The 24,621-nt window shown below is 58.9% G+C and carries 27 protein-coding genes; 22 read left to right on the plus strand and 5 right to left on the minus strand.

What is annotated here, in order from left to right; translation table 11 throughout:
* Positions 1 to 96 precede the first annotated feature (96 nt).
* Genes ACYJRZ_RS24755 through dnaQ form a run of 5 tightly spaced genes read left to right on the plus strand, consistent with a single transcriptional unit; the run spans position 97 to position 3,731 of the window.
* Positions 97 to 918, plus strand: a complete 822-nt coding sequence (locus ACYJRZ_RS24755; RefSeq protein WP_459463495.1) for a pyruvate, water dikinase regulatory protein — start codon at positions 97 to 99, stop codon at positions 916 to 918.
* Positions 919 to 951: 33 nt separating this feature from the next.
* A complete protein-coding gene (locus ACYJRZ_RS24760) occupies positions 952 to 1,551 on the plus strand; it encodes a Maf-like protein (protein WP_459463496.1) in 600 nt (199 codons plus the stop codon).
* Positions 1,544 to 2,401 (plus strand): shikimate dehydrogenase, encoded by an 858-nt coding sequence (locus ACYJRZ_RS24765; protein ID WP_459463497.1) that lies wholly within the window; start codon positions 1,544 to 1,546, stop codon positions 2,399 to 2,401. The genes ACYJRZ_RS24760 and ACYJRZ_RS24765 overlap by 8 nt, the downstream gene beginning before the upstream one ends.
* Before the next feature lies 1 nt (position 2,402).
* Complete coding sequence (gene coaE / locus ACYJRZ_RS24770) at positions 2,403 to 2,999, plus strand: dephospho-CoA kinase (protein WP_459463498.1); 597 nt, start codon at positions 2,403 to 2,405, stop codon at positions 2,997 to 2,999.
* A gap of 15 nt (positions 3,000 to 3,014) precedes the next feature.
* On the plus strand, positions 3,015 to 3,731 hold the full coding sequence (gene dnaQ, locus ACYJRZ_RS24775; protein WP_145321718.1) for a DNA polymerase III subunit epsilon: 717 nt from the start codon (positions 3,015 to 3,017) through the stop codon (positions 3,729 to 3,731).
* 81 nt (positions 3,732 to 3,812) lie between these two features.
* Here the strand turns inward: dnaQ and secB are convergent, their stop codons facing one another.
* Positions 3,813 to 4,295 carry a protein-export chaperone SecB gene (gene secB / locus ACYJRZ_RS24780; protein ID WP_069613913.1) on the minus strand — a complete coding sequence of 161 codons (483 nt, stop codon included), beginning with the start codon at positions 4,293 to 4,295 and terminating at the stop codon, positions 3,813 to 3,815.
* 95 nt (positions 4,296 to 4,390) lie between these two features.
* Complete coding sequence (locus ACYJRZ_RS24785; protein WP_459463499.1) at positions 4,391 to 4,909, minus strand: FxsA family protein; 519 nt, start codon at positions 4,907 to 4,909, stop codon at positions 4,391 to 4,393.
* A 147-nt stretch (positions 4,910 to 5,056) separates the two neighbouring features.
* Here ACYJRZ_RS24785 and ACYJRZ_RS24790 point away from each other — a divergent pair, with 147 nt between their 5' ends.
* From ACYJRZ_RS24790 to gyrB, 5 genes are all read left to right on the plus strand, one after another.
* The gene (locus ACYJRZ_RS24790) at positions 5,057 to 5,758 is read left to right on the plus strand and encodes a Tim44/TimA family putative adaptor protein (RefSeq protein WP_459463500.1); all 702 of its coding nucleotides are present in this window, start codon (positions 5,057 to 5,059) and stop codon (positions 5,756 to 5,758) included.
* Positions 5,755 to 6,873, plus strand: a complete 1,119-nt coding sequence (gene mltA / locus ACYJRZ_RS24795) for a murein transglycosylase A (RefSeq protein ID WP_459463501.1) — start codon at positions 5,755 to 5,757, stop codon at positions 6,871 to 6,873. The genes ACYJRZ_RS24790 and mltA overlap by 4 nt, the downstream gene beginning before the upstream one ends.
* Positions 6,873 to 7,457, plus strand: coding sequence for a Smr/MutS family protein (locus ACYJRZ_RS24800; RefSeq protein ID WP_459463502.1), 585 nt, complete (start codon positions 6,873 to 6,875; stop codon positions 7,455 to 7,457). Before mltA ends, ACYJRZ_RS24800 begins: the two co-directional genes overlap by 1 nt.
* Positions 7,454 to 7,819, plus strand: a complete 366-nt coding sequence (locus ACYJRZ_RS24805; RefSeq protein ID WP_459463503.1) for a helix-turn-helix domain-containing protein — start codon at positions 7,454 to 7,456, stop codon at positions 7,817 to 7,819. Before ACYJRZ_RS24800 ends, ACYJRZ_RS24805 begins: the two co-directional genes overlap by 4 nt.
* Before the next feature lie 148 nt (positions 7,820 to 7,967).
* Positions 7,968 to 10,397: a DNA topoisomerase (ATP-hydrolyzing) subunit B gene (gene gyrB / locus ACYJRZ_RS24810; RefSeq protein WP_459463504.1), complete on the plus strand. Its 2,430-nt coding sequence runs from the start codon at positions 7,968 to 7,970 to the stop codon at positions 10,395 to 10,397.
* Positions 10,398 to 10,478: 81 nt separating this feature from the next.
* Here gyrB and ACYJRZ_RS24815 read toward each other — a convergent pair whose 3' ends face one another.
* On the minus strand, positions 10,479 to 11,078 hold the full coding sequence (locus ACYJRZ_RS24815; RefSeq protein ID WP_459463505.1) for a nitroreductase family protein: 600 nt from the start codon (positions 11,076 to 11,078) through the stop codon (positions 10,479 to 10,481).
* Positions 11,079 to 11,159: 81 nt separating this feature from the next.
* Entirely contained in the window at positions 11,160 to 11,450 is a 291-nt protein-coding gene (locus tag ACYJRZ_RS24820) for a DUF2218 domain-containing protein (protein ID WP_459463506.1), read from the minus strand.
* Positions 11,451 to 11,611: 161 nt separating this feature from the next.
* Here ACYJRZ_RS24820 and ACYJRZ_RS24825 point away from each other — a divergent pair, with 161 nt between their 5' ends.
* From ACYJRZ_RS24825 to ACYJRZ_RS24850, 6 genes are all read left to right on the plus strand, one after another.
* The gene (locus tag ACYJRZ_RS24825) at positions 11,612 to 12,565 is read left to right on the plus strand and encodes a glutathione S-transferase family protein (RefSeq protein WP_459463548.1); all 954 of its coding nucleotides are present in this window, start codon (positions 11,612 to 11,614) and stop codon (positions 12,563 to 12,565) included.
* Positions 12,566 to 12,629: 64 nt separating this feature from the next.
* Positions 12,630 to 14,048 (plus strand): pyridoxal phosphate-dependent decarboxylase family protein, encoded by a 1,419-nt coding sequence (locus ACYJRZ_RS24830; RefSeq protein WP_459463507.1) that lies wholly within the window; start codon positions 12,630 to 12,632, stop codon positions 14,046 to 14,048.
* Positions 14,049 to 14,197: 149 nt separating this feature from the next.
* Positions 14,198 to 15,040: a fumarylacetoacetate hydrolase family protein gene (locus ACYJRZ_RS24835; protein WP_459463508.1), complete on the plus strand. Its 843-nt coding sequence runs from the start codon at positions 14,198 to 14,200 to the stop codon at positions 15,038 to 15,040.
* Between the two features lie 296 nt (positions 15,041 to 15,336).
* Entirely contained in the window at positions 15,337 to 16,614 is a 1,278-nt protein-coding gene (phaZ, locus tag ACYJRZ_RS24840; RefSeq protein ID WP_459463509.1) for a polyhydroxyalkanoate depolymerase, read from the plus strand.
* Between the two features lie 319 nt (positions 16,615 to 16,933).
* On the plus strand, positions 16,934 to 17,374 hold the full coding sequence (locus ACYJRZ_RS24845; protein ID WP_459463510.1) for a DUF2852 domain-containing protein: 441 nt from the start codon (positions 16,934 to 16,936) through the stop codon (positions 17,372 to 17,374).
* Between the two features lie 90 nt (positions 17,375 to 17,464).
* Entirely contained in the window at positions 17,465 to 18,226 is a 762-nt protein-coding gene (locus ACYJRZ_RS24850; protein ID WP_459463511.1) for a M48 family metallopeptidase, read from the plus strand.
* A gap of 132 nt (positions 18,227 to 18,358) precedes the next feature.
* On the opposite strand, the gene ACYJRZ_RS24855 is transcribed toward ACYJRZ_RS24850, so the two are convergent.
* Positions 18,359 to 18,790: a winged helix-turn-helix transcriptional regulator gene (locus ACYJRZ_RS24855; RefSeq protein ID WP_113333414.1), complete on the minus strand. Its 432-nt coding sequence runs from the start codon at positions 18,788 to 18,790 to the stop codon at positions 18,359 to 18,361.
* An 89-nt stretch (positions 18,791 to 18,879) separates the two neighbouring features.
* Here ACYJRZ_RS24855 and ACYJRZ_RS24860 point away from each other — a divergent pair, with 89 nt between their 5' ends.
* The 6 genes from ACYJRZ_RS24860 to accD all read left to right on the plus strand — a co-directional run bounded on the left by ACYJRZ_RS24860 (position 18,880) and on the right by accD (position 24,615).
* Positions 18,880 to 19,695, plus strand: a complete 816-nt coding sequence (locus tag ACYJRZ_RS24860) for an oxidoreductase (RefSeq protein WP_113333483.1) — start codon at positions 18,880 to 18,882, stop codon at positions 19,693 to 19,695.
* 71 nt (positions 19,696 to 19,766) lie between these two features.
* Complete coding sequence (locus ACYJRZ_RS24865; RefSeq protein ID WP_113333413.1) at positions 19,767 to 20,768, plus strand: NADP-dependent oxidoreductase; 1,002 nt, start codon at positions 19,767 to 19,769, stop codon at positions 20,766 to 20,768.
* A 91-nt stretch (positions 20,769 to 20,859) separates the two neighbouring features.
* Positions 20,860 to 21,534: a phosphoribosylanthranilate isomerase gene (locus tag ACYJRZ_RS24870; RefSeq protein WP_459463512.1), complete on the plus strand. Its 675-nt coding sequence runs from the start codon at positions 20,860 to 20,862 to the stop codon at positions 21,532 to 21,534.
* Positions 21,531 to 22,745, plus strand: a complete 1,215-nt coding sequence (gene trpB / locus ACYJRZ_RS24875; RefSeq protein WP_459463513.1) for a tryptophan synthase subunit beta — start codon at positions 21,531 to 21,533, stop codon at positions 22,743 to 22,745. Before ACYJRZ_RS24870 ends, trpB begins: the two co-directional genes overlap by 4 nt.
* Before the next feature lie 10 nt (positions 22,746 to 22,755).
* Positions 22,756 to 23,595 carry a tryptophan synthase subunit alpha gene (gene trpA, locus ACYJRZ_RS24880; RefSeq protein WP_459463514.1) on the plus strand — a complete coding sequence of 280 codons (840 nt, stop codon included), beginning with the start codon at positions 22,756 to 22,758 and terminating at the stop codon, positions 23,593 to 23,595.
* A gap of 108 nt (positions 23,596 to 23,703) precedes the next feature.
* Positions 23,704 to 24,615, plus strand: coding sequence for an acetyl-CoA carboxylase, carboxyltransferase subunit beta (gene accD, locus ACYJRZ_RS24885; protein WP_459463515.1), 912 nt, complete (start codon positions 23,704 to 23,706; stop codon positions 24,613 to 24,615).
* Positions 24,616 to 24,621: the final 6 nt, after the last annotated feature.

A 24,621-nucleotide genomic window follows, 5' to 3' on the forward strand; every position in this document is an offset into this window, starting at 1 on the left:
AATGTGGAAAACTCGGCTGTTTTCCACTTGCCCTGGATAGCCCCCTTCTCGTACCTCTCTTTTCTCCCGAGATATCAACAGGCGATGGAAAGTAGCGTGGAAAACCGGACGAGCTTCTTTCATCTGCACCTGATTTCTGACTCAACGGGCGAGACTCTCATCTCCGCCGGACGCGCCGCTTCCGTGCAATTCCATGCCAGCCAGCCAATCGAGCACGTCTATCCGCTGATCAGAAACCGCAAGCAGCTTCTGCCTGTCTTGGAAGCGATCGACCACAGTCCCGGTATCGTCCTCTATACGATCGTCGATCGCGAGCTTGCCGATTTCATTGCCGAGCGCTGCCGCGAGATGGGCGTGCCATCCGTCAATGTTCTCGAGCCGGTCATGAATGTCTTCCAGACTTATCTCGGCACAGCCTCTCGTCGCCGCGTCGGCGCGCAGCATGTGATGAATGCGGATTATTTCGCCCGCATCGAAGCGTTGAACTTCACCATGGATCATGATGATGGCCAGATGCCCGATGATTATGATGAAGCCGATGTCGTCATCATTGGCATTAGCCGCACCTCGAAAACGCCGACCAGCATCTATCTCGCGAACCGCGGCATCAAGACAGCGAACATTCCGATCGTCCACGGCGTACCCCTGCCGGAAAGCCTGAGCAGAGCAACGAAGCCACTGATAGTCGGATTAGTGGCGACGACAGACCGGATCTCGCAGGTTCGCGAAAATCGCATCCTCGGTACGACTCCTGGCTTCGACCGCGGCGACTATACAGATCGGGCCGCCATCTCCGAAGAGCTGAAATATGCCCGCTCGCTCTGCGCCAGACATAATTGGCCGATCATCGATGTCACACGCCGCTCCATCGAAGAGACCGCCGCCGCCATTGTTGCCCTGCGACCCAAGCTGCGCTAAGCGCTCCCCATGACTATCTCGGAGGCAGCCGTCATGACCTCGCCCCTTATCCTGGCATCATCCAGCCCGTTCCGGCGTATGTTGATGGAAAATGCCGGACTGCATTTCCAGGCCGTCGCCGCCGATATCGACGAACGCGCCATCGAAGCCCCACTGGAACGGGATGGCGCTGGTCCGGATGCCGTCGCCCTTGTCCTTGCAAAGGCGAAAGCAAAGGAGGTGAGCGATCGCTTTCATGGTTCGCTCGTCATCGGTTCCGATCAGACCATGTCGCTAGGTGCCCAGGTCTTTCACAAGCCGAAGACGATGGCGGATGCGGAAAATCATCTGCGGACGCTATCGGGTAAAACTCATCGGCTGAACAGCGCCATCGCGCTCGCACGCAACGGCGACATCATATGGGAGCATGTGTCTCACGCCGATCTGACCATGCGGGACTTACCGGCCGATTTCATTCACCGCCATCTGGGCCGCGTCGGCGATAAGGCCTTGTCGAGCGTCGGCGCCTATCAGCTTGAGGGCGAAGGCATTCAGCTCTTCTCCAAAATCGACGGCGATTACTTCACCATCCTCGGATTGCCGATGCTGCCGCTTCTGGAAAAACTGCGAGAGTTGGGGACGATCGATGGATGATTCACGTGAAACACAAAGCGTAAACGCTTTTGTAACGGGTTATCCGGTCAAGCATTCGCGCTCGCCGCTAATCCATGGTTACTGGCTGAAGCAGCTCGGTCTGGCCGGCAGCTATCGTGCCCACGAAGTTCCCGTAGAAGCTTTCGAAGCCTTCATTGCATCCTTGAAGGACGGCACTAGCGGCTTCGTGGGCGGCAATATCACCATCCCTCACAAGGAAGCAGCCTTCAAACTCGCCGATCGGCCTGACGAACTATCAGAAGAGCTTGGCGCGGCCAATACCCTGTGGCTCGAATCCGGCAAGCTGCATGCAACGAACACCGATGGTCGGGGGTTCACAGCAAATCTGGATGAGCGTCATCCTGGCTGGGATCGCAGCGATCGTGCCGTCATTCTTGGAGCAGGGGGTGCCAGTCGTGCCGTGATCCAGGCGGTGCGAGACCGCGGCTTCAAGGAAATTCATGTCGTCAACCGCACCGTCGAGCGGGCGCAAGAACTGGCGGATCGCTTCGGCGAATGCGTCCATGCCCATCCGATGGCCGCACTCGGCGAGGTCATGCAGGGTGCCGGCCTCTTTATCAATACGACATCGCTCGGCATGGACGGCGAAGCTGCGCCAGGCATCGATTTTTCCTCTCTTGCAGAAGGCGCCGTCGTCACCGACATTGTCTATGTACCGCTGAAGACACCGCTTCTCGCTCAGGCTGAGCAACAGGGCTTCGCCATTGTCGATGGCCTGGGAATGCTTCTGCATCAGGCAGTGCCAGGCTTCGAAAAATGGTTCGGAAAGCGTCCAGTGGTGGATGAAACTTTGAGGGCATTGATCATCGCCGACATGGAAAAACACTAATATGATCAGGATCGGACTCACCGGATCGATCGGTATGGGAAAATCGACCTCGGCAAAACTCTTCGCCGAAGCCGGAATACCGGTAAACGATTCCGATGCGATCGTGCATGATCTATATAGTGGTGAAGCGGTCCCTCTGGTCGAGGCCGCCTTTCCGGGTACGACCAGCGACGGCAAGGTCGACCGACAAGAGCTCAGTCGAAAACTGGCAGGAGATCCCTTGGGCTTCAAGCGTCTCGAGGCCATCGTTCATCCGCTGGTGCGCGATCGCGAGCGCCAGTTCCTGGAATGTCAAAGCCAGGCGGGTGCCGATATGATCGTGCTGGATATCCCGCTGCTGTTCGAAACTGGTGCCAATAAGAGGGTGGATAAGATCGCCGTTGTCAGCTGCGATCCACAGATTCAGCGGGAGAGGGTGCTTGCCCGGCCCGGCATGACGGAGGAAAAATTCAATATGATTCTCTCCCGGCAAACGCCTGATGCGGAAAAGCGCGCGCGCGCCGATTACGTCATCGATACGGGCGGAAGCATTGATGACGCCCGCCATCAGGTGCAAGAGATCATCGCGGATATCAGGCGGAAACTGATCAAGAAATAGGGAATCGGAACCTGCATGCGCGAAATTATTTTCGATACGGAAACCACCGGCCTCGACAACAGGGCAGACCGCATCATCGAAATCGGTGGCATCGAGCTCTTCAACCATTTTCCGACCGGAAAGACGCTGCACATCTATATCAATCCGGGCGATCGCAAAGTGCATCCCGATGCTCTGGCGGTGCATGGCATCACCGATGAGTTTCTGGCGGACAAGCCGCCCTTCGAAACCGTGGTGGATCAGATCCTCGAATTTTTCGGCGATGCCAAGTGGATCGCGCACAACGCGACCTTCGACATGGGTTTCGTCAACGCGGAATTTGCACGTTTGGGCCGGCCGCCGATCCTTCCCGACATGGTGATCGATACGCTCGCCATGGCGCGACGCAAGCATCCGATGGGTCCGAATTCGCTGGATGCTCTTTGCCGTCGTTATGGCATCGACAACTCGCACCGCACGAAACACGGCGCGTTGCTCGACTCCGAACTGCTGGCGGAAGTCTATATCGAGATGATCGGTGGTCGGCAGACGGCCCTTGGACTTGGCAGCGCCACCGGTTCGTCGACGCGCTCACGCCAGAACGATGCCGTGGAGGAAGTTGTCGTCGACATCTTCGCGCGACCCGCTCCACTACCGAGTCGGCTGACCGAGGAGGAACTCGCGGCTCATGCGGCGCTGGTCGCCAAGCTCGGCACGAAAGGAATCTGGTCAAAATACAGCGCTTCCGAGTAAAAGCACTTTTCAAAACATCAAAAGAAAATGCCCGGACGTGGATCCGGGCATTTTGGTTTCTGGAAAAGGAAAAATTCAGGCTCAGTTCGGAACAGCCGAAACCTGGGCGCGAGCCTGTTCTTCAGCCATGCGCTGTGTGAACATCTGCGCGAAATCGATAGGGTCGATCATCAGCGGCGGGAAGCCGCCATTGCGCGTGACGTCGGCGATAATCTGACGTGCGAAGGGGAACAGCAGGCGCGGGCATTCGATGAAGAGCAGCGGCAGCATGTGTTCCTGCGGGAAGCCGGTCACACGGAAGACGCCGCCGTAAACCAGCTCGGTGTGGAAGAGAACGCGCTCGCCATCCTTGGCTTCGGCGCTCAGCGTCAGCACCACGTCGAAATCGGAATCCGACAGCGGGTTGGCGTTGACGTTCACATTGATATTGATGTCGGGAGCATTTTCCCGGGCCTGGAGCGAGCGCGGAGCACCCGGATTTTCGAAGGAAAGATCCTTGGTGTACTGAGCAAGGATGCTGAGGCTCGGGCTGGCTGCACCGTTGCCGTTGGTCTCGTTGGCCATGGGGGTGTCCTCTCACGTCTCGATGGGTGTCGCCATCTAGCATTTAGAAAAGGGGCTTACAACCCTTATGGCTCCGGCGCTGCGGAGGCTGTTTTCTAGTCTTCCAGCCGCTTTTGGTCCGACCAGGGCGAGTTGCGGTTCGGCTCGCGATGGAAATCGCCTTCATCGAGATCGACGACGTTTCCGGGTTTGTTCGGCCGGCCTTGCGGTCCGGCAGCTGGGCCTTGACCTCGGCGGAACGCCCGCGAATTGCCGACGACGACGATGCGCTTGCGCAAAACCTGCCAGGCGAGATCGCGTACGGCGGGGATGAAAAGCAGCAAGCCGATAATATCGGAGATGAAGCCGGGCAACATCAGGAAGAAGGCGGCTACCACGATCATGGCGCCATGCACCATCTCGCGGCCGGGATCGCCGCCATTGCGGCTTTCGGCCGAGATGCGCTGGAGAATGCCGATGCCCTGGATTCTCAAAAGAGCAGCACCCAGAAGTACGCTGAGGATGACAAGTCCAAGTGTCGCCCAGACGCCGATCATCTTTCCGACGACGATGAATCCGGCGATTTCAGCCAGAGGCATCAAAAAGACGAAGATGGGAAGAAGTGATAGGCGCATGTTAGGGTCGTCCTGAGAGCGGGGTTTCTTCGCGTAAGCGTTGGTTTCGCGCATATAATAAAGAAACTGGTCCGCTATTTGAATGATAGATCGATGCGGACTATATGGGGATGGATCTTTTAATTTTAACGGTGGTTCCGATACGAGATGGGTGCAAACGACTTTGTGACGATCTTTTTCCTGGTGGCAGCGGTGCTGATCTTCTTTCAGCTGCGCAGCGTTCTTGGCCGCCGCACAGGAAATGAGAAGCCGCCGCGCGATCTCTATGGTTCCGCAGATCCAGTCAATGGCCCAACGGCACCGGATGCCGGCAAGGTGGTGACCTTGCCGCGGCGCGATGGCACCGAAGAGGAAGATCGTTTTGCCGCCATCGATGCCTTCACCCCGGCTGGCACGGCGCTTAATGATTCGCTGCGCGACGTGAGCAAGGCCGATCCTTCCTTCAATCCCAAGGAATTCGTCAACGGTGCCCGCATGGCTTACGAGATGATCGTCATGGCCTTTGCCGAAGGCGACCGCAAGTCGCTGAAGGGACTACTGTCGCGAGAGGTCTACGAGGGCTTCGATGCGGCTATTAGCGATCGCGAAGCGAAAGGCGAAAAGGTGAAGTCCACCTTCGTCGGCATCGACAAGGCCGATATCGTCACCGCCGAGGTGAAGGGAACGGATGCCCTTATCACCATGCGCATCGTAAGCCAGATGATCTCCGCCACCTATGACAAGGCTGGCACGTTGATCGATGGCGATGCCGAGGCTGTCGCCGAGATCAGCGATCTCTGGACCTTTGCCCGCGATACGCGCTCGCGCGATCCAAACTGGAAACTCGTGGCGACCGAATCGGAACAATGACGAGCCCATCGCAGGAATTCAGGCTGGAGCCGGCAACCTTCGCCGATCTGAAGGGCTGGGAGGAGGATGATCCTTCCAGCCTTTTTCGCGCGATGAAGGGCTGTCGTACCCATATCCGCGATGTGAAGCCCTATCGCACGGGTGCGGTGGGACTGACGGCCGACGATCTCCTGCCGCTCCTCGATGCCGCAGAAGGGAAAGAGCCAGGTGATGCAGCCGAAGCCAGAGCCTTCTTCGAACAGCACTGCCAGCCCTTCTTCATTCGCCGCGATGGCGCTGCGGCCGGCTTCGTGACAGCCTTCTACGAGCCGGAAATAGAGGTTTCTGCTGTTCAGGACGAAACCTACCGCTATCCATTCTATCGCCGGCCGGACGATCTGATCGATCTGGATGAGAGCAACCGACCTGCGCAGCTCGACCCATCCTACATGTTTGGACGGCTGCGAGATGGGGTAATTTCCGCCTATCCCGATCGCGGAGAAATCGATCGCGGCTATCTCGAAGGCAAGGAGCTGGAAATCGCCTGGGCAAAATCCAAGGTCGATGTCTTCTTCGTGCATGTGCAGGGCGCGGCGCGTCTGCGCTATCCCGATGGGCGTCTTGGCCGCATCACCTATGCTGCCAAGGCCGGTCATCCCTTCTCGGCAGTCGGGCGCTTGCTCATAGACCGCGGCCTGCTGGATCGCGCCACGATCTCTATGCAGACAATCCGCGATTGGCTCTACGCGCATCCGGAGCAGGTCGACGAAGTCCTCTGGCACAATCGATCCTACATCTTCTTCCGTGAGGCCGATGTCAGCGATCCCGCTCTCGGGCCGATCGCAGCGGCGAAAGTGCCGCTGGTGCCCGGCCGTTCCCTTGCGGTCGATCGGCTCATCCACACTTTCGGTTTTCCCTTCTTCATCCGGTCTGAAAGCCTGACACATCTCGACGCCGGCAAGCCCTTCGCCCGGCTCATGCTGGCACTCGATACGGGTTCCGCCATCGTCGGGCCGGCGCGGGGCGATATCTTTACCGGTTCGGGTTACGATGCCGGAGAGCTAGCCGGCACCGTGCGCAATGACGCCGATTTTTATATACTCGTTCCGAAGGCGGCGGCGCAGAGGTTCGGCTGATGGCCCCGGAACGGAAGGACAAGGAACGAAAGCTCAGCGCGGAAGACCGTATCCTCTGGGGTAAGGTCGCCAAGAGCACCCGCCCCATGCCGGGGCGAATGGCTGACATCGAGGCTTTTGAGGCGGCGCTGCAAGCCGAAGCCGAAAGCGAGGAAACTGCCCGCGCCGCAAAGACGAAGCCAGTGCCTCTCTCCGCGGAAACACAGGAAACTACGGCGCCGGCCAAGCAGCCGGCCGGCCGCCATCATCCGCTCGAGCGCCCCGTCAAGCGCAAGATAGCCAAGGGCCATCTGGCGCTGGAGGCGAGGATCGACCTTCACGGCCTCATCCAGAGCGAGGCGCATTCCATGCTCCTGGATTTCCTGTTGCGCGCCCATAGCCGCGGTCTTCGCCATGTGCTCGTCATAACGGGCAAAGGCAGCTCTATGGGAAGCGAGGGAGCGCTGAAGCGTGCCGTGCCGCTTTGGTTCTCCAAGCCCGAATTCCGCTTTCTGATTTCTTCCTACGAAACGGCAGCACAGCATCATGGCGGTGAAGGTGCGCTCTATATCCGACTGTCGCGCCTGAAGGGGGAGAAGCCTTGACCCCGTTCGGCGAAGCGGTGCGAAAACTGAGATTGCGCAAGGGCGTCTCGCAGAAGCAGATGGCTGAGGCGCTGAATGTGACTCCGGCTTATTTATCCGCCTTAGAACACGGAAAGCGCGGCTTGCCGACCTTCGATCTCCTGCAGCGGATCGCCGGATACTTCAATATCATCTGGGACGAGGCCGAGGAATTGTTCCTATTGGCCCGTTTTTCGGATCCGCGCGTCGTCGTCGATACATCCGGGCTTGCGCCGGAATATACCGCATTTGTCAACCACTTGGCGGGCAAGATACGCAGCCTTGACGCGGTTACGATCCGCGAACTGTCGAAGGTTCTGGAAAATGCCGGAAAAACCGGCTGAAAACCACCTTAATCCCCTGTTTTATACCTGATTCCGGGGCCTTCCGTTTGGAACTTCAGGGTGAAACATCCTATATTCAGACTAGGAAAAACCGCTGATTCGCTAGGGATCGGCGAGATTCTCTAAACACTGGAAAGACTTCAATAAAATGACCGATATAACCGATAACGGCGGCAATGCTGAATATGGCGCAGATAGCATCAAGGTCCTGAAAGGGCTTGATGCCGTGCGCAAGCGTCCGGGCATGTATATCGGCGACACGGATGACGGTTCGGGCCTGCATCACATGGTCTACGAAGTCGTTGACAACGCTATCGACGAGGCGCTTGCTGGCCATGCCGATATCGTGACCGTAACCCTTAATCCCGATGGCTCCGTCACGGTCACCGACAACGGCCGCGGCATCCCTACGGATATTCACAGCGGCGAAGGTGTTTCGGCGGCTGAAGTTATCATGACCCAGCTTCATGCCGGCGGTAAGTTCGACCAGAATTCCTATAAGGTTTCCGGCGGCCTGCATGGCGTCGGCGTTTCGGTCGTCAACGCGCTTTCCGTCTGGCTGAAACTCAAGATCCGCCGCCAGGGCAAGATCCATGAAATGAGCTTCACCCACGGCGTGGCGGATGCTCCGCTGAAAGAAACGGGTGATGCGGGCGATGCAACCGGCACTGAAGTCAGCTTCATGCCGAGTGCTGAAACTTTCACCATGACGGAATTCGATTACAGCACGCTCGAGCATCGCCTGCGCGAACTCGCCTTCTTGAATTCCGGCGTCCGCATTGTCTTGACCGACAAGCGTCATTCCGATGTCAAGCAGGAGGAGCTGCTTTACGACGGCGGCCTCGAAGCCTTTGTCGCCTATCTCGATCGCGCCAAAAAGCCGCTGGTTCAGAAGCCGGTATCGATCCGCAGCGAGAAGGACGGCATCACGGTCGAAGTGGCGATGTGGTGGAACGACAGCTACCACGAAAACGTGCTCTGCTTCACCAACAACATCCCGCAGCGCGACGGCGGTACACATATGGCGGGCTTCCGCGCCGCTCTCACGCGTCAGATCACCTCCTATGCCGATTCATCGGGCATCACCAAGAAGGAGAAGGTGACGCTGACGGGCGATGACTGCCGCGAAGGCCTGACTGCTGTGCTGTCGGTCAAGGTTCCCGATCCGAAATTCTCCTCGCAGACCAAGGACAAGCTGGTTTCCTCCGAAGTTCGCCCGGTCGTCGAAAGCCTGGTCAACGAAGCGCTCAGCACCTGGCTCGAAGAGCATCCGTCCGAAGCCAAGGTGCTGGTCGGCAAGGTTGTCGAGGCTGCCGCTGCCCGCGAAGCTGCCCGCAAGGCCCGCGAATTGACGCGCCGCAAGGGCGCGCTGGATATTGCCTCGCTACCCGGCAAGCTTGCCGACTGCTCCGAGCGCGATCCTGCCAAATCCGAAGTCTTCCTCGTCGAAGGTGACTCGGCAGGCGGTTCGGCCAAGCAAGGTCGTTCGCGCGAAAATCAGGCCATCCTGCCTCTGCGCGGGAAGATCCTGAACGTCGAGCGCGCCCGCTTCGACAAGATGCTGTCGAGCCAGGAAATCGGCACGCTGATCACCGCGCTCGGCACGGGCATCGGCAAGGACGAATTCAACGCCGAAAAGCTGCGCTATCACAAGATCATCATCATGACGGACGCAGACGTCGACGGCGCGCATATCCGCACCCTGCTTCTGACCTTCTTCTTCCGGCAGATGCCCGATCTCATCGAGCGCGGCCATCTCTACATCGCCCAGCCGCCGCTCTATAAGGTGACGCGCGGCAAGTCGGTGCAATATGTCAAGGATGAGAAGGCGCTGGAAGAGTATCTCATTGGCCAGGGCACCGAAGATACCAGCCTGCGCCTCGGCAACGGCGAAGTCCGCATCGGCCAGGATCTGCGCGAGGCGATCTATGACGCGCTGCGCCTGCGCACGCTCATCGATAATCTGCATTCCCGCTATAATCGCGCCGTCGTCGAACAGGCTGCTATTGCAGGGGCCCTCAACGCCGAAATGGTCAGCGATCCCACGCGGGCGGAAGCGCTCGCCAACGACGTTGCCAAGCGGCTCGATGTCATCGCCGAAGAAACCGAACGCGGCTGGAGCGGCGCTGTGACCGGCGAGGGTGGCCTGCGCTTTGAGCGCACCGTACGCGGCGTCAAGGAGGTCGTCTTCCTCGACATGGCGCTCATTGGTTCGCAGGATGCCCGCCTCATCGACCAACTAGGCTCACGGCTGAAGGAAGTCTATGTCACACCGCCGAAGCTTGTTCGCCGCGACGGAGAGACGGAGATTTCCGGTCCCCGCCAGCTGCTGGATACGATCTTCTCCGGCGGCCGCAAGGGGCTGACGCTGCAGCGCTATAAAGGTCTCGGCGAGATGAACGCCGAACAGCTCTGGGAAACGACGCTTGATCCGAACGTCCGCTCGCTGCTGCAGGTGAAGGTCACGGATGCGACCGATGCCGACGGCCTGTTTGCGCGGCTTATGGGTGATGAGGTCGAGCCGCGGCGCGAGTTCATTCAGGACAACGCGCTGAACGTCGCCAATCTCGATATTTGATCGTTCTACATCCTATGCAAAAGGGCCCGCCGGAGTTTCGGCGGGCCCTTTTCTTTTATCGATTACATATCTTTTTATCGATTACTTAGCGATGAAGGTGCCGTTGAAGGCCAGTTCCGAAAGTGGCTTGCGCTGGCTCGGCACTTCGCGCTCGCGCAGCTTTTCCGGCAGCTGGTTCTTGTCGCCGATCTTGCCGATCGCCACGGCCGCTTCGACGCGGAACCCCTCCGGAACGCCGAGAACTTCATACGCCTTTTCGACATGGAAGCCCGTCATGCCATGAGCTTCATAGCCGGCTAAATGTGCCTGGATTGCCAGGAAACCCCAGGCCGCGCCCGCATCGAAAGAATGGCTGTAGCTGGGCTTCTGTTCGGCCGAGCCGAGTTCCCCACTATGTGTACGGGAAATGACGAAAAGCAGCGCACCAGCGGATTTCACCCAGCCCTGATTGAAGTCGATCAGGACGCTCAAAAACCGGTCCCAATGTTCCGAGCCGCGCAGGGCATAGAGAAAGCGCCAGGGCTGCAGATTCGAGGCGGAGGGCGCCCAATGCGCCGCTTCCAGAATGGTCAGCAGCTCGGCTTCCGGTATTGCTTCGTTGGAATAGGCACGCGGCGACCAACGATCGAGAAAGAGCTTGTCGATCGGATACTGGGATTCGCGGCTGTTGCTTGATGTCATGAGTGCTTCTTTCCTTGGAGATGATCGGCCGTGAGCGGTCGAAACCGGCCGTTGGCTGTGGTTATGAAAGGGAACGGAAACTTAAAGTGGAGCAGTCCAGCTCACGTCAAGCTCCTCGCGGAAGGCGAAGCGCTTGAGGTGGTCTGCAACGACGTTCTGCATGCGCTCGAGGTCTTCGGGCTTCTCGACCGTCAGCGTCATGACAAGGGTGCCGGGCTCTGCTGCCAGATCGAGGAAGGTTTCCGCGCTGAACGGCACCTTGCCTGCTGCGGCATCGAATTCCACGCTGAAGCGATGGCTCCAATGCTTGCAGAGCTGCTGGAGATAGCGGCTGGCATGTTCGGTCCTGACGTTGGAAACGGATGTCGCCATGGGATTTCTCCGATAAACCTGTTCGCAAACGCGCCCTTTGATACATAGAGGCATCTGCATTCGCCAGGTAGACAGTCTGTTTCAAGTTTGCGTTATTCCGGTGAAATTCTGTTTCGCTATGCTGAACGCCAATAGGAACGTGTGTGAGCGGAGACAGAGCCTTGCTGGTAGATGGAAAATGGACCGAGGATTGGCAGCCCGTCCAGGCCAAGGATGAGAAGGGCGGCTTCGTTCGCCAGATTTCGAGCTTCCGCAACTGGGTGACGCCTGACGGCCTGCCTGGGCCGACGGGGGAGGGTGGCTTTACGGCTGAGGCTGGCCGCTATCACCTTTACGTCGCACTGATATGCCCCTGGGCGTCGCGTACCCTGATTGGCCGCAAGCTGAAAGGCTTGGAGGACGTTATTTCCGTTTCCATCGTCGAACCTGTGCTGTCCAAGCAGGGCTGGCAATTCGGCGATTATCCCGGCGCGACGAACGATCCGATCAACAGCGCCAGCTACATGCACGAGATCTACACGAAGGCCGATCCTCACTTCACCGGCCGCGCTACCGTCCCGGTCCTATGGGACAAGCAGAAGAGTACGATCGTCAACAACGAGTCCTCCGACATCCTGCGCATGCTGAATGACGGTTTCGGCGATTTTGCCAGCAACGACATCGATCTCTACCCAGCTGGCAAACGGGGCGAGATCGATGCTTTCAACGCGCGGATCTATCCGGCGCTCAACAATGGCGTCTACCGCGCCGGCTTCGCGACAACGCAGATCGCTTATGAAGAGGCCTTCAACGAAGTCTTCAATTGCCTCGATCAGCTCGAGACGGAGTTGGAGGGCAAGGATTTTCTTTTTGCCAATCACCCCACCGAAAGCGATATCAGGCTCTTCGTAACGCTCGTCCGTTTCGACCTCGCCTATCAAGGCCTGTTCAAATGCAATCTCCGCCGATTGTCGGACTATGCCAATCTCCAGTCCTTCTGCCGCCGGATGCTCGATTGGCCAGGTGTTGCCGAAACGGTGAATTTCGACCATATCAAGCGCGGCTATTACTCGATCAAGACGCTCAATCCTGCGGGTATCGTACCGCTTGGACCGGCGCTGGACGAGCTGTTCTGATACTCGACCACATATCAAAACCGGTCTAAGGTCCGCCTCGTTCGATGGAACAGGGAGGACCGTGATGGATTGGGAAGAGTTCCGGCGGTGGTCGGAGAAAGCGGCACATTGGGGCGCGGATTACCGCGCGTCGCTTCGTGACAGGCCGGTCCGGGCAAAGATAGCGCCAGGCGAGATTGGGGCTCACATCGCCGATTCCCCGCCGGAATCGGGGGAAGCGATGGAGGATATCTATAGAGATTTCGAGGATATCCTCGTTCCCGGCATGACGCATTGGCAGCATCCGCGTTTCTTCGCCTACTTTCCCGCCAATGCCGCTCCGGTCTCTGTGGTTGCCGAATATCTGGTCAGCGCCATCGCCGCCCAATGCATGCTTTGGCAGACGTCACCTTCCGCCACCGAACTTGAAACGAAGGTCGTCGATTGGCTGCGACAGGCCCTCGGCCTGCCGGAAAGCTTCACCGGCGTCATTCAGGATTCCGCCTCGACAGCAACGCTTGCCGCCGTCCTCGTGATGCGTGAGAGAGCGCTGGACTGGCAGGGCAACAAAAGCGGCCTTGCGGCCAACAAGGCAGTTCGTATCTACTCGACCGACCAGGTGCACACGTCCATCGACCGCGCCATCTGGATTGCCGGCGTCGGGCAGGAAAATCTGGTGCGGATTCCCACCGGCGGTCCCAACAAGGCCATGGATCCGAAAGCACTTGCCGATGCGATCGAGCGTGATCGCGCGGCCGGGCTTTTGCCCGCCGGCGTCATCGCCTGCGTCGGCGGCACCAGCGTCGGCGCCTGTGACGATATCGCTGCCGTTGTTGAAGTTGCCCATGCGCATGGTCTCTATGTCCATGTCGATGCAGCCTGGGCCGGCTCGGCAATGATCTGCCCGGAATTCCGCACTCTGTGGCAAGGCGTCGAGCAGGCCGATTCCATCGTTTTCAATCCGCATAAATGGCTCGGCGCGCAATTCGATTGCTCCGTCCAGTTCGTGCGCGAGCCGGAGACGCTGGTCCGCACGCTGGCGATCCAGCCCGAATACCTGCGCACCGATGGCCATGACGGTATCATCAATTACTCGGAATGGTCCGTGCCGCTTGGGCGCCGCTTCCGCGCGCTGAAGCTTTGGTTCCTGCTGCGCTATCACGGGCTGGAAGGCCTGCGGACGATGATCCGCAACCATGTGTCCTGGTCCCAGAATCTGGCTAAGCGCCTGGCTGCAGAGCCGGATTTTGAAATCGTCACCGAGCCGTTCCTGTCGCTGTTTTCCTTTGATCACAGGGCGCCCGAGGGTATCGATCAGGAAAGCCACACCCAGCGGCTGCTCAATGCCATCAACAATGATGGCCGCATCTATCTGACGCAGACACGCGTCGGCGGCAGGTTGGTCATCCGTTTTCAGGCCGGCCAGTTCGAGGCGACGGCTGATGACATCGATACGGCTTTCGATGTCATTGTCGAGATCGCCAGATCATTATCCCCGAACTAGAAAAGCTGTTTTTCCGGCGTAAAGAGCAGAGCCGTGCTAGGCTCTCCAAAATCGATTGGTGACACTGGTGAATAACTCGTTCATATATGGTGTCAGCAATTTTATCGTAAGAGTAATCTCGTCTTTGAAGATGCAGGGAAGGAAAATCCATGAAACTGTTGCGCGTTGGCGAAGTCGGCAAGGAAAAGCCGGCGCTTCTCGATAGCGACGGCAAGATCCGCGATCTCTCTGCCCATGTCGCCGATATCGGCGGCGAGGCCATTTCGCCCGCAGGTCTGGCGAAGATCGCGGCTCTCGATCCGAAGAGTCTGCCTGAATTGCCGGAAGGCCGTCTCGGCGCTTGCGTCGCCGGCACGGGCAAGTTCATCTGCATCGGCCTGAATTTCTCCGACCATGCCGCTGAAACAGGTGCCACAGTGCCGCCGGAGCCGATCATCTTCATGAAGGCAAGCTCGGCGATTGTCGGCCCGAACGACAATGTGCTGATCCCGCGCGGTTCTGAAAAGACCGACTGGGAAGTCGAGCTCGGCGTCGTCATCGGCAAGACCGCGAAATATGTTAGTGAAGCCGACGCGCTCGATTATGTCGCCGGTTACTGCGTTTCCCACGATGTCTCCGAGCGCGCCTTCCAGACTGAGCGTTCGGGACAGTGGACCAAGGGCAAGTCCTGCGACACCTTCGGTCCGATCGGCCCCTGGCTCGTCACGAAGGATGACGTCGCCGATCCGCAGAATCTTGGCATGTGGCTGAAGGTCAACGGCAAGATGATGCAGAATGGCTCGACCAGGACCATGGTCTATGGCGTTGCCCACCTCGTCTCCTATCTCAGCCAGTTCATGTCGCTACATCCCGGCGACGTCATCTCCACCGGTACGCCTCCGGGCGTCGGCATGGGCATGAAGCCGCCGCAGTTCCTGAAGCCGGGCGATGTCGTTGAGCTTGGCATAGAAGGCCTGGGCACGCAGCGCCAGACCTTCCTGGCCGACGCGTAAGGCGTGCAAAGCTCAGGAACTTTAACCTTTTGAGATCATTGTTGATGCCGGGGAAGCAATTCCCCGGCGTTTTTTATAGATAAGAACCAATTGTAGTTATGTTGCTCTGCAGCAAAAACTGCTACGTTGGATTAGAGGAAGGATGAGGATCGCGCCCGAGGAGCCGTCATTATCCTGCTGCACAGCGCGACCGGAGGAGCGCGGCAGTGAAGGCAGCGACACGCAAGACGCGTGCGCTTCAATGATTTAGGTGATCAGCGCGGCCGAATGCCCGCATCACGAAAGGTAAAGCCCCCATGTTTTATCAGTTTTATGAACTCAATCACGCCGCTCTCGCCCCTTTTCGCGCCGCAGCGGACATGATGCGCCTGGCCTATGCCAATCCGCTTAATCCTCTTTCGCATACGGTGTTTGGCCGCACCTTGACGGCGAGCCTCGAGGTTTTCGAGCGCACCACCCGACGCTATGGCAAGCCGGAATTCGGCCTTCCGGAGACGACGATCGATGGCAAACCGGTCTCCGTTCACGAAAAGATTATCTGGAAGAAGCCCTTCTGCAATCTCATACATTTCGAGCGCAGCCTGCCCGCCGGCCACGGCGCCGATCCTCGCATCCTGATCGTCGCACCAATGTCTGGCCACTATGCGACGCTGCTGCGCGGCACGGTGGAGGCCCTGCTGCCAGGCGCTGACCTCTACATCACCGATTGGATCGACGCCCGCATGGTGCCGATGACAGAGGGCACTTTCGATCTCGACGACTATATCGATTACGTCATCGAGATGCTGCATCACCTCGGCCCGGATACGCATGTCGTCGCCGTCTGCCAGCCATCCGTTCCGGTTCTCGCGGCAGCTGCCGTCATGGAAGCGGCGGGCGATCGCCTGGCGCCCTCATCGATGACGCTGATGGGTGGCCCGATCGATACCCGCATCAATCCGACGGCGGTCAACCAGCTTGCCAAGGAAAAGCCGCTGGAATGGTTCGCCGACAATGTCGTCATGAACGTACCCTGGCCGCAGCCAGGCTTCATGCGGCCCGTCTATCCCGGATTCCTGCAGCTTTCCGGCTTCATGTCGATGAACCTCGACCGACACATGATCGCGCATAAGGACTTCTTTGTGCACCTCGTCAAGAATGACGGCGAGCCGGCAGAGAAGCATCGCGATTTCTACGACGAATATCTGGCCGTCATGGATCTCACGGCAGAATTCTATCTGCAGACGGTCGATCAGGTCTTCATCAAGCACGCGTTGCCCAAGGGCGAGCTGATGCACCGCGGCGAACGCGTCGATCCCTCAGCTATTCGCAACGTCGCGCTTCTGACCGTCGAAGGCGAAAACGACGATATTTCCGGTGTCGGCCAGACACAGGCTGCGCAGACCATCTGCACCAACATCCCCGACCATATGCGCATGCACTACCTGCAGCCGGATGTCGGCCACTACGGCGTCTTCAACGGCTCGCGCTTCCGCCGCGAGATCGCGCCGCGTATCCTGGCCTTCACCCGCGAACATGCCCGCACCGGTCGCTCGGTGGTCAAGCGCGTCATCAAGGGCGGAAAATCCGCCTGAGCGCAAGCAAAATCAACGGGATAGAGCGTTTCTGAGCTTGTTGAGGAGCCGAACCGTTCCTGCTGTGCAAACTATTAGCTTTTGTTGAATTATCCACGCTGATTCAGGCACTTATCCGATTCCACCTGGCGATCCCATTGAAGCCTCACGAAGCGGTTACCATCTCGATTCCAGCGGTACCGCAGAGATCGGGCCGTTTGCCGCGCCGCGCGCCCTTGGAACGCGCTGAGATGCAGGTAGAGCTTTAAAAACCGCGCAGAAGCCTGACCATTGACCAGTATCGGTCGAGGGGCGATGCGCCGTGCGAGGATACCTGACAATGAATCAATCTGCATTGCTTCGCCCGGATTGGACTCCGGCTACTATTGCCCTGATGGTGCTTGGCTTCGTGGTCTTCTGGCCGCTGGGCTTTGCCATGCTCGCCTATATTCTCTTTGGAGAACGTCTGCGGGAATTCAAACGGGATGTAAACGAAAGGACCGACGGCATATTTGCTGGCTGCGGACGTCATCGCAATCGTCATCGCCACTCCTATTCCTCTACCGGCAATGTCGCCTTCGACGACTGGCGCAAGGCCGAACTCGAGCGCCTCGAAGAGGAACGCCGCAAGCTGGACGAGATGCGCGCCGAGTTTGATACCTATGTGCGCGAGCTGCGCCGCGCCAAGGATCAGGATGAGTTCGACCGCTTCATGCGCGAGCGCAACAGCGTCAAGCGCAATGACAATGGCGGCGCGCCGACTGAATTCCAGACGCCGTGACGGAAGTTCCGTCACGAGGTCAAAACCGGCATCGGATGATGCCGGTTTTTCTTTGCCAGAAACGCCCGCGAATCATATAAAACTGCCTTCATGTTTCCGCTGCTCTCCAGATCCCGCAAACCGCCGGCCAAGCCGCCCGCGCCGGAAACGCGCACGCTTGACGTCGCCGGCCGGCTGATGCCGCTGACGATCCGTCAGCACGAGCGGGCAACGCGCATTACGCTCCGAATCGAGCCCGGCGGGCGGTCGCTGAAGATGACCATTCCACGTGGGTTGGCGGCACGCGAGGTCAATGCCTTCCTCGACCGGCATCAGGGCTGGCTGCTGACGAAGCTCGCGAAATTCTCCGTCGACAGCAACCTGCGCAGCGGTAGCGAAATCCTGCTGCGCGGCGTGCGTCACCGGATCGAGCATACCGGCACTCTGCGCGGCCTCACTGAAGCCGTCACTATCGAAGGCATGCCGGTGCTGCGCGTCAGCGGCATGCCGGAACATGCCGGCCGCCGCATCGCCACCTTCCTGAAGAAGGAGGCCCGCGCCGATCTGGAAAAGCTCGTGGCTGTCCACGCCAAGGCCATCCGCGCCACCGTCACCTCCATCACCATGAAGGATACCCGCAGCCGCTGGGGCTCCTGCTCCTCGCAGGGAAATTTGAGCTTCTCCTGGCGCATCGTCATGGCGCCGCCATTGGTGATCGATTACCTCGCCGCCCATGAGGTCGCGCATCTCAAGGAAATGAACCACGGCCCGCGCTTCTGGGCGCTCTGCCGCAAGCTCTGCCCCGACATGGACGAGGCGAAAGCCTGGCTAAAGCGCCACGGCAGCCAGCTGCACGCGATCGATTTTGATTGAGCGCACAGCCAGCACGCCCTCATTCGGCGACATTGTACCCGGCCATCTCCGCAGTTTGAATGGTTTGCATCAGTTTCTCGGCGGTGACGCTCGCAGGGACTGAAAGTCTTTCACGCCCGTACGCATTGGCGTTCATTTCGGCATGGCAATACGAATAGGACGTGTTCCGATCGGGGCGCCGGTCGCGCGGTCGATGGTGACTGGATCGATTTCAGTGTCGGTTTCGGCATCGAAGAACCTGGTCACGCCGTCCGCGGGGCGGTGCTTCCGCCCCCACGCACCAATTGCAAACAGCACCGGCAGGAGGTCTTGCCCGGCCGGCGTCAATACATATTCGTCGCGCGGAGGTCGTTCTGAGTATCGCCGCTTCTCCAGCAGACCGTCTTCCGTAAGCGCAGATAGCCGAGCGGTTAGCATTGTTGGCGCAATACCTAAACTCTTGCGAAATTCGTCGAAACGAGTGAGGCCCGCATGGGCATCGCGCATGATCAGCATGGACCATGCATCGCCCACCAATGCCAGGCTGCGGGCGATCAGACATGGCTGGTTAGAAAGATTCTTCATGTCGATATCTTTTTGATAGTGACTTACTATTAAATTGATAGTAACAGAATGCTCATCCATGTGCCATGATAAAAACGAAGGTGAGCACAATGAGTAAGACAGAACGTGGTGTCGCCCTGGTCACGGGTGCTTCCTCCGGTATCGGATTAGTGACCGCGCAAGCGTTGCGGTACGCTGGATATCGTGTGTTTGGAACCAGCCGCAAGCCCAGGCCGGATACTCCGGACGGGGTTGTAATGCTGGTTTGTGACGTTACCGATGATGAATCGGTGCGGAGTGTGGTCGATGAAATACTGGCCCGCGCCGGACGGATCGATTTGCTCGTCAACAACGCCGGGATCGGATTGCTTGGCGCAGCTGAGGAATCCTCCGCTGCGCAAGCGAAAGCTCTGTTCGACGTGAACCTGTTCGGTGTCCTGCGGATGACGAATGCAATACTTCCGGTGATGAGACGCCAGCGGAAAGGCAGGATCATCAACATGAGTTCCATCCTGGGGCTGATTCCCGCTCCCTTCAACGCGCTCTACGCATCGACCAAGCACGCGATAGAAGGCTATTCCGAATCCCTTGACCACGAGGTTCGTACGCACGGCATCCGCGTCGTGCTTGTGGAGCCCGGCGTTACCCGCACGCCTTTCGAGGAGAACCTGACGCGACCGGATGGTCCGCTTCCGGTATACGATAAAGTTCGCATCGACGCTGAGAAACTGATGCGCGAGATTGTTGAGACGGGCGATGCGCCGGAGGTGGTTGCCGACGTGGTGGTCAACGCCGCCAACGCAGCATCGCCGAAAAGACGCTACACTGCGGGAAAGGCGGCGGGGCAGATCCGCTTCATACGCCGCTTCCTGCCGGAGTCATTCGTCGACAAGAACCTTCGCAAATTCAACAGGCTTCCCGCCTGACAGCCGCTGTCGCCGAATGTTGCTGCTCGGCGTTTGGCTGCTCGTTACCCTGGAAACGAAAGTTAGCTTTCATGAAAGCATTTCTGATCGATCGCTACTCAAAGGGCGGCATCCTGCGGCTCAGCGAAAGCCCTATGCCGGAGCTGCGGGACAATGACGTGATGGTCGAGGTTCACGCAGCTAGCGTGAATCCTCTGGATGCCAAGATCAGGGATGGCGAGTTCAAGCTCATCCTGCCATACCGTCTTCCGCTGATCCTTGGTAACGACGTGGCAGGCGTCGTGGTCCGGGTCGGATCCAAAGTCCGGCGTTTCAAGCCGGGAGATGAGGTCTATGCACGTCCGGCTCAGGATCGTATTGGCACCTTTGCAGAGTTTATAGCGATAAATGAAGCCGACGTTGCGATGAAACCGCAGAATGTGACCATGGAAGAGGCTACATCATTGCCTCTCGTCGCCCTAACGGCCTGGCAAGGACTTGTCGAGCGCGCTGGCCTTAAGAAAGGGCAAAAGATTCTCATCCATGCCGGCTCGGGTGGGGTGGGGACGATTGCCATTCAGCTCGCAAAGCATATAGGTGCGCATGTGGCAACCACCACGAGCACAGCCAATGTCGATCTCGTCAAGAAGCTCGGCGCCGATGTCGTCGTCGATTACAAGAGGGACGATTTCGAGAAGGTCTTGCAGGGGTACGACGTTGCGCTGAATAGCCTTGGCAAGGACACATTGGAGAAATCACTGCGCGTGCTGAAGCCAGGCGGTAAGCTCATCTCGATCTCGGGTCCGCCCGATCCGGCGTTTGCCAGGCAGAATGGTTCCGGCTGGCTGCTTCAGCAGGTGATGGGCCTGCTGAGTTTCGGCATCCGAAGGAAATCAAGGCACCGTGGGATCAGCTACTCGTTCCTTTTCATGACGGCGAGCGGAGAGCAGCTCGGCCAGATCACGTCCTTGGTCGAAACAGGGGCCGTGCGACCCGTCATTGACAAGGTTTTTCCGTTCGAGAACCTCAACGAGGCGTTAACCTATGTGGAGGCTGGTCGAGTTAAGGGCAAGGTCGTAATCTCGGTGAAGTAAAGCGCGAGTTGTTGCTTCCGGATAGCGCAAAAATCCCGCCAACGTCGCCTTTAGGCTCGACTCTTGCGAAATTTCGTGTCACTCCGCTGCCATGAACCCCGATATCAAAATTTGTGGTCTGAAGACGCCGGAAGCGGTGGATCGTGCTCTTGAGCGCGGCGCTACCCACATCGGCTTTATCTTCTTTGAAAAAAGCCCGCGCTATATCGAGCCGGATCTCGCTGGCCAGTTGGCGGAGCGCGCGCGCGGCAAGGCGAAGGTCGTTGCCGTCACGGTCGATCCCACGAACGACGATCTCGATGAGATCATGGCGTTGGTGAAGCCGGATATGCTGCAGCTCCATGGCAATGAGAGCCCGGAGCGCGTACTGACCATCAAGGCGGTCCATAACGTGCCGGTCATGAAGGCCATGTCGGTGCGCGATGCCGACGATCTGAAGCGGGTGGAATCCTATATCGGCATTGCCGACCGCTTCCTCTTTGATGCCAAACCGCCGGCTGGCTCTGTGCTGCCGGGCGGAAACGGCGTATCCTTCGATTGGAGCCTGATGAGCTGGCTCGACGATCGGGTGGACTATATGCTGTCCGGCGGCGTAAACAAGGACAATGTCGCCGAGGCGCTGGCTTGCACCAAGGCTAGTGGCATCGATCTCTCCTCCGCCCTCGAGAGTTCGCCGGGCGTGAAGGATCTAGGCAAGATCGACCAGTTTTTCGACGCTTTTGCAGAAGCATGCCTGCCGGAACCGGCAGCAGGGAGTAGAAAGTGAACCAGACGCCTAAACCTAATTCCTTCCGCTCTGGCCCCGATGAGGACGGCCGTTTCGGCATTTATGGCGGTCGTTTCGTAGCTGAAACGCTCATGCCGCTGATCCTGGATCTGCAGGAGGAATGGGCGAAGGCGAAGGATGATCCGGCCTTCCAGGCGGAGCTGAAGTCTCTCGGCACGCATTATATCGGCCGTCCGAGCCCGCTTTATTTCGCCGAGCGCCTGACGGCAGAGCTTGGCGGCGCGAAGATCTATTTCAAGCGCGAAGAGCTGAACCACACCGGTTCGCACAAGATCAACAACTGCATCGGCCAGATCCTGCTCGCCAAGCGCATGGGCAAGACCCGCATCATCGCCGAAACCGGCGCCGGCCAGCATGGCGTGGCATCGGCGACTGTTGCCGCCCGCTTCGGCCTGCCTTGCGTCGTCTACATGGGCGCGACCGATGTCGAACGCCAGGCGCCGAACGTCTTCCGCATGAAGCTCTTGGGCGCCGAGGTCATCCCGGTGACGGCCGGCAGCGGCACGCTGAAGGACGCCATGAACGAAGCGCTTCGCGATTGGGTCACCAATGTCGACGACACCTATTATCTGATCGGTACGGCTGCCGGTCCGCATCCCTATCCGGAGATGGTCCGCGATTTCCAGGCTGTGATCGGCACCGAAGCCCGCGCGCAGATTTTGGAGGCCGAAGGCCGCCTGCCGGATCTCGTTATCGCCGCTGTTGGCGGCGGCTCGAATGCCATCGGCATCTTCCATCCATTCCTCGATGACGAAGGCGTCAAGATCGTCGGCGTAGAAGCTGGCGGCAAGGGCTTGCAGGGTGATGAGCATTGCGCCTCCATCACCGCCGGTTCACCCGGCGTGCTGCATGGCAACCGCACCTACCTGCTGCAGGATGGCGACGGCCAGATCAAGGAAGGTCATTCGATTTCGGCCGGCCTTGATTATCCCGGCATCGGCCCGGAACATTCCTGGCTGAACGATATCGGCCGCGCCGAATATGTGCCGATCATGGATCATGAGGCGCTCGAAGCCTTCCAGATGCTGACGCGCCTCGAAGGCATCATTCCGGCGCTCGAGCCGAGCCATGCGCTCGCCGAAGTGATCAAGCGCGCCCCGAAGATGGGCAAGGACCAGATCATCCTGATGAACCTCTCCGGCCGTGGTGACAAGGACATCTTCACCGTCGGCAAGATTCTGGGAATGTGAGTTAGACGCCATGACCGCACGTATGGACAAACGCTTCGCCGCTTTGAAGGCTGAAGGCCGCCCGGCACTCGTCACCTATTTCATGGGCGGCGATCCCGATTACGAGACCTCGCTCGGTATCATGAAGGCCCTGCCGGAAGCTGGCGCCGACGTCATCGAACTCGGCATGCCCTTCTCCGATCCCATGGCCGACGGCCCGGCGATCCAGCTTGCCGGCCAGCGTGCCTTGAAGGCAGGTCAGACGCTGAAGAAGACCCTGCAGCTCGCCGCCGATTTCCGTAAGGTCGATGCCGATACGCCGATCGTGATGATGGGCTATTACAATCCGATCTATATCTACGGCGTCGAAAAGTTCCTCGATGACGCGCTGGCTGCCGGGATCGATGGCCTGATCGTCGTGGACCTGCCGCCGGAAATGGATGACGAGCTCTGCATCCCGGCGATCCGCAAGGGCATCAATTTCATCCGCCTGGCGACGCCCACCACCGACGACAAGCGCCTGCCGACGGTTCTGAAGAACACGACGGGCTTCGTCTACTACGTCTCGATGAACGGCATCACCGGTTCGGCGTTGCCCGATCCGTCGCTGGTGTCTGGCGCTGTCAAGCGCATCAAGCAGCACACCGAGCTGCCGGTCTGCGTCGGCTTTGGTGTCAAGACGGCCGAGCACGCCAAGCTGATCGGCGCGTCCGCCGATGGCGTTGTCGTCGGCACCGCGATCGTCAACCAGATTGCCACCAGCCTCACCAAGGACGGCAAGGCAACGGCCGATACCATCCAGGCTGTCGCGACCCTGGTGCGCGGCCTGTCGACGGGAACGCGTTCCGCCCGCCTTGTTGCCGCCGAATAGTTTCCCCATATAGGCCTCTCATCAATCCCCTGCGGATTGAGGGAAAAGCCTATGGGCATTTGGTGACGACTAGGATATCGATTAATTCGGTCGATTAGGAGTTTCGAATTGAACTGGATCACGAACTACGTCCGCCCGCGGATCAATTCCATGCTGGGCCGTCGCGAGGTTCCGGAGAATCTCTGGATCAAGTGCCCGGAAACGGGCGAAATGGTCTTCCATAAGGATCTGGAAGAGAACAAGTGGGTCATCCCCGCCTCCGGCTTCCATATGAAGATGCCGGCTAAGGCGCGTCTTGCCGATCTCTTCGACAACGGCGAATACGAAGCCCTGCCGCAGCCCAAGGTCGCGCAGGACCCGCTGAAGTTCCGCGACTCTAAGAAATATACCGACCGCCTGAAGGACAGCCGCCTGAAGACCGAGCAGGAAGATACGATCCTCTCCGGCGTCGGTAAGGTTCGCGGTCTGAAGCTGGTGGCGGTCGTGCATGAATTCAACTTTATCGGCGGTTCGCTTGGCATGGCCGCCGGCGAAGCCATCGTGAAGGCTTTCGAGCGCGCTATCGCCGAAAAGTGCCCGCTGGTCATGTTCCCGGCTTCGGGCGGCGCCCGCATGCAGGAAGGTATCCTGTCGCTGATGCAGCTGCCTCGCACCACGGTTGCCGTCGACATGCTGAAAGAAGCTGGCCAACCCTACGTCGTGGTTTTGACCAACCCGACGACCGGCGGCGTCACGGCCTCCTACGCCATGCTGGGTGACATTCACCTCGCCGAACCCGGTGCTGAAATCGGCTTTGCCGGCAAGCGCGTGATTGAGCAGACGCTGCGCGAAAAGCTTCCCGAAGGCTTCCAGACCTCGGAATATCTGCTGGAGCACGGCATGGTGGATATGGTCGTCAAGCGTCATGACATTCCGGACACTTTGGCGACGCTTCTGAAGATCCTGACCAAGGCGCCGGCAAACGACGTATCGGTCAAGAACAAGAATGGCGCGGCACTGGCGATAGCAGCGAGCGCCTGACATCAT

Source organism: Rhizobium sp. No.120, from assembly GCF_054558365.1.